Origin of the sequence: Modicisalibacter ilicicola DSM 19980 (assembly GCF_900128925.1) — a bacterium.
GTDB classification, from domain to species: Bacteria; Pseudomonadota; Gammaproteobacteria; order Pseudomonadales; family Halomonadaceae; genus Modicisalibacter; species Modicisalibacter ilicicola.
This window is the reverse complement of the sequence record NZ_FQUJ01000024.1, coordinates 34,652-39,274: the sequence shown is the minus strand read 5'-3', so window position 1 is coordinate 39,274 and position 4,623 is coordinate 34,652. Positions and strand designations below refer to the sequence as shown.

4 protein-coding genes are annotated in these 4,623 nt (G+C 65.2%); all 4 read right to left on the bottom strand.

Annotated elements, in window-relative coordinates:
- Positions 1-139: 139 nt before the first annotated feature.
- Genes BUA41_RS17950 through BUA41_RS17935 form a run of 4 tightly spaced genes read right to left on the bottom strand, consistent with a single transcriptional unit; the run spans position 140 to position 4,263 of the window.
- Positions 140-658, bottom strand: a complete 519-nt coding sequence (locus BUA41_RS17950; RefSeq protein ID WP_072825487.1) for a TRAP transporter small permease subunit — start codon at positions 656-658, stop codon at positions 140-142.
- Positions 659-663: 5 nt separating this feature from the next.
- Positions 664-1,710, bottom strand: coding sequence for a TRAP transporter substrate-binding protein (locus tag BUA41_RS17945; RefSeq protein ID WP_072825485.1), 1,047 nt, complete (start codon positions 1,708-1,710; stop codon positions 664-666).
- A 47-nt stretch (positions 1,711-1,757) separates the two neighbouring features.
- Complete coding sequence (locus tag BUA41_RS17940) at positions 1,758-3,050, bottom strand: TRAP transporter large permease (RefSeq protein WP_072825483.1); 1,293 nt, start codon at positions 3,048-3,050, stop codon at positions 1,758-1,760.
- Positions 3,051-3,063: 13 nt separating this feature from the next.
- On the bottom strand, positions 3,064-4,263 hold the full coding sequence (locus tag BUA41_RS17935; protein ID WP_072825481.1) for a CaiB/BaiF CoA transferase family protein: 1,200 nt from the start codon (positions 4,261-4,263) through the stop codon (positions 3,064-3,066).
- Positions 4,264-4,623: the final 360 nt, after the last annotated feature.

Here is a 4,623-nt window from a genome sequence, read left to right as displayed (position 1 = left end):
TCCCCGTGGGAGCTCGCTTCAGCGAGCGAGGGGTTGACCGGCATCGCCCGGTGAATCGGGCTCCCACCACCCCAATGGCCAGGCTCCCCGTGGGAGCTCGCTTCAGCGAGCGAGGGGTTATTGTCTCGGTCCTCGGGGTTCAGCCACGGGGAGACTCCTCCCTGGCGGGGTGAATCAAACGCTGGCAGGCCTGCAGGGCATCGATCAAAAACTGCAGGCCCAGGGCGGCGAAGCCGATGGGCAGCAACGCATAGGGCAGTACCATCGGGGTGCCGAAGGCGCTGGATACACGCTCGCCATACTCGAAGGCTTGCGAGGCCATCAGGCCGCCTCGCCACACCAGGATGGCACAGAACAGCATACCCAGCAGCCCGCCAGCGATGCCGATCAGCGCCTGAAGGCGCCATGGCAGCTTGCTCGCGAAGAAGGTGATGCGGATATGCGCATCGTGGCGCTGGGCCTCGGCCGCGCCGATCACCGCCAGATAGACGATCAGGAAGGAGTTGATCTCCAGGCTCCAGCTGGTCGGCGCGGTGAACACGTAGCGCATGGTGGCGTCGTAGCAGATGGTCAGCATCATGAACGCCAGCACGGCCATCGAGGTCCAGCGCAGGACGGCCAGCAGGCCGTCCCAGCTGTGCAGGGCCAGGGAGCGCATTCCCGTCAAGCCTCGCCGAGCGCCAGGGCGATGGCCCGCTCGCCGACCTCCCGGCCGACTTCCTTCTTCCAGTTCTCCCACACCCCGTGGGTCGCCTCGTTGAAGGTGGCGATGTCCTCCTCCGAAGGCGCGATTACCTCGACGCCTTCCTCCTTGACCCGGGGCCAGTACTGCTCGGGATAGACCTTGTCGTTGCAGTGGCTGACGAAATTGTCGTCGTACCACTGGGCGGCCTCCTGCATGACGCTCTTGATGCCGTCGTCGAGGGAGTCCCAGCGATCGCGCAGCATGAAGGGGGCGACGGTGAAACCCGTGGTCGGCAGTTCATAGCAGTAGGAGAGCTGTTCCTGCAGGCTGCGCCCGATGATCGTCGAGATGTTGAAGACCCCGGCATCCACGGTGCCGCGTTGCAGCGCCATGTAGGTTTCCGAGGAGGGGATGCGCACCGCCGCGATGTCGTAGGACTCCAGCGCCCGGGTCGCCTCGAAGCTAACCACCCGCACCTTCTTGCCGCGCAGATCCTCCAGGGAGCGCACCGGGCTGGCCTCGGTGCTCCAGATGTACTCGGGCTCGAGAATCCCGCCACCGGCGGTGAGCATGTAGAGATTGTCCTTGGCCAGTTCCTCGTTGATCAAGGCCAGCAGTGGGCTGCCCTGGTCGAGGCGTTCGGGATGGCGATACAGCTCCCCGACCACCCCGGGCAGGCCGGTGATCCCGAGGATCGGCAGCGAGCGCGTGATGTACGAGGTGGTGTGGAACATGAAATCGATGCTGCCGGCCCGCAGCGCCGGCAACTGCTCGTCGGCCTTGAGCAACTGGCCGGAATGGTAGTAGTCGACATTGACGGCATCGCCGCCCTGCTCCTTGAGATAGTCGATGAAGCCGTTGGAGCCGTAGCTCAACGCCTCGTAGGAGGGCGTGATGTAGTTCACCCCGGTCAGGGTGGTCGCGGCCAGGGCGCGGCGCGCGAACAGGTGCTGGCCACCGAACAGGGCAACCCCGGCACCGGCGAAGGTACCGTACTTGAGCAGTTCTCGACGAGTGAATGACATGACACTTCTCCTTGCTTGTTTTTGTTTAAGGCTTTTCAGTTCGTTCATCACATTTGATTGGGCAACCACAGGCTGATGCTCGGAAACAGCACGAACAGCATCAGCACCAGAAACTGCACGGCCACGAAGGGCAGTGCGCTGCGAATGATCTCCTCGATCGACAGTTCGGGACACACCCCGCGCAGGGCATACAGGTTGAGGCCCACCGGCGGGGTGACCACGGCGATTTCCAGGTTGAGCACCAGCACGATGCCGAACCACAGCGGGTCGTAGCCCAGGGCCTGGATCAGCGGCAGCAGCACCGGCGTGGTCACCACGATCAACGATACCGCATCGACGATCATGCCGAGCAGTATCAGCAGCAGCATGATGGCCAGCAGGATGGCCCAGGGCGGCAGCGTGCTGGCGGTCAGCAGTTCGGTCAGGGTCTGGGGCACGCGCACCATGTTGAGGTAGTCGCCGAAGATCTTGGCGCAGCCGATGATCAGCAGTATGGCACCGCTGATGCGTGCCGTGACGCCGAAGATCTCGCAGCACTTGCGAAAGCTCAGGGCACGAAACACCACGGCGGCGATCAGGAAGGCACCGAGGGCGCCGATACCGGCGGCCTCGCTGGGGGTGGCGAGCCCGGAATAGATCGAACCCAGCACCGCGACCACCAGCAGCGCGGCATGCCAGATATTGGCCAGGCTGACGAAGCGTTCCTTCCAGGTGAAACGCTGCTCGGCGACCGGCGCCTCCTCGGGATGCAGGCGCACACGCACGTAGATGAACAGCGACAGGGCCAGCGCCAGCACCAGGCCCGGCACGATCCCGCCGATGAACAGGTCCGCCACCGAGACGCTGGATACCGCGCCGTAGATGATGAACGGCACGCTGGGCGGGATCAGCATCGCCAAGGCCCCGGCGCTGACCACCGAGCCCGCGGCCAGGGAGCGGCTGTAGCCGCGTTCGAGCATCTGCGGCACGGCGATCGACCCCACCGCGGCGACCCCGGCCAGGCTGACCCCGGAGACCGCGCCGAACATCGCCGAGGCGCCCACGGACGAGATCGCCAGGCTGCCGCGCAGCCAGTTGAGCCAGCGCACCGCGGCCTGGAAGAGGCTCGCGCCCACCGGGGTGGCCCCCAGCAGGTTGCCCATCAGGATGAACAGCGGCAGGGCGATCAGCTCGAAGCTGTTGAGCTGGCCGAACAGCGACGACGGCGCGAAGAAGAACGCCATCGAGCCCCGGGCCATGTACAGGCCAAGCAGGCCGGAAAGGCCCAGCGCCAGGAAGATCGGCAGGCCGACACCGATCAGCGCGAGCAGGGCGATCAGCACGACAATGGGTTCGAGCATGCGGGCGCCCCGTTCAGATCACGCCGGAATCGCGCAGGTCGGCCAGGCTCGCGGCATCCAGGCCCAGCCAGTCGCCGAGAACCGCCTCGGTGTGTTCACCCAGGGCCGGCCCCACATGCCGCACCCGCCCGGGCGTGTCCGAAAGCCGCGGAAAGACGTTCTGCATTGGCAAGGGCTCGCCGCGCCGATCGGGTACCTCGACGATCGCCTCGCGCGCCTTATAGTGCGGGTCATCGAGCATCTCCGGGGCGCGATAGACCAGCCCCGCCGGCACGCCGGCCTCGGCCAGCCGATCGACGATGTCCTGGGCATCGTGCCGGGCGGTCCAGGCGGCCACCAGGTCATCGATGGCCTGCTGGTTGTCGCCGCGGGCGCGATGGGTGGCGAAATCGGGGTGATCGGCGAGGGTGGGCTGGCCCATCACCTCGCACAGGCGCCGGAAGACCGTGTCTTGGTTGGCGCCGATGATCACGTCGTGCCCCTCGCGGCTGGGGTAGGCGTTGGACGGCGCGATGCGCGGCAGGAAGCTGCCGCTGCGCTCGCGTATCTTGCCGGTCCGCGCATATTCCGGAATCAGGCACTCCATCATGGCCAGTACCGATTCGAAGATGGCGCTGTCCACCACCTGGCCCTGCCCGCTGCGTTCACGCTGATGCAAGGCCATCATCGCCCCCAGCGCCCCGTGCAGGCCGGCCAGGGTATCGCCCAGCGAAATGCCCACGCGCACCGGGGCGCGATCCGGGTAGCCGCTCAGGTAGCGCAGCCCGCCCATTGCCTCGCACACCGAGGCGAACCCGGCCCGGGAAGCGTAGGGGCCGTCCTGGCCGAAGCCGGTCACCCGCACCATGATCAAGCCGGGATTGTTGGCCGAGAGCGCCTCATAGCCCAGGCCCCATTTCTCCATGGTGCCGGGGCGGAAATTCTCGATCAGCACATCCGCCCGGGAAGCCAGTTCGCGAAGGATCTCCTGGCCCCGCGGCTGGCGCAGATCGAGGGTCAGCGACTTCTTGTTGCGGCCGATGACGTTCCACCACAGCGGCTCGCCACTGGCATCGACCTCGCCCCACTGGCGCATGGCATCGCCCTTGCCGGGGGGCTCGATCTTGATGACTTCGGCTCCGAAGTCCGCCAGCACTTGCCCGCAGTAGGGGCCGGCGATCAATTGGCCGAGTTCGAGCACCTTCAGGTCGTCGAGCGGGATGTTGGAAAGCATTGTTGTTGTAATCCTTGAACTGGGCGGTGAACGGACGGCGCGTCAGGCCCTGACTGACACCTTGAACTGAAATATGAACTGAAAGTATAGACTGGCTCAAGACCGCGCCTTCCGCCATGGCGTCAAGCATGTTCTTGCAGCATGGAATCCGTGCCATGGGGCGAACATCCATTAGAGGTGTCGCATGATACGTATACCTACCCACAGAGAGCCTATCCATCCTGTTGAGGTGCTGCTGGAAGAGTTCTTGAATCCGATGCATATCACCCAGCGGGAGTTGTCGGCAGCACTGCATTATCAAGGCTATTCGACGCTTGGCATGGAACTCGACGCGCCTATCGCTCGCTGAAGCGAGCTCCT

Coding starts and splice junctions, on each gene's coding strand:
- BUA41_RS17950 (WP_072825487.1), bottom strand. CDS start 658: ATGCGCTCCCTGGCCCTGCACAGCTGGGACGGCCTGCTGGCCGTCCTG.
- BUA41_RS17945 (WP_072825485.1), bottom strand. CDS start 1,710: ATGTCATTCACTCGTCGAGAACTGCTCAAGTACGGTACCTTCGCCGGT.
- BUA41_RS17940 (WP_072825483.1), bottom strand. CDS start 3,050: ATGCTCGAACCCATTGTCGTGCTGATCGCCCTGCTCGCGCTGATCGGT.
- BUA41_RS17935 (WP_072825481.1), bottom strand. CDS start 4,263: ATGCTTTCCAACATCCCGCTCGACGACCTGAAGGTGCTCGAACTCGGC.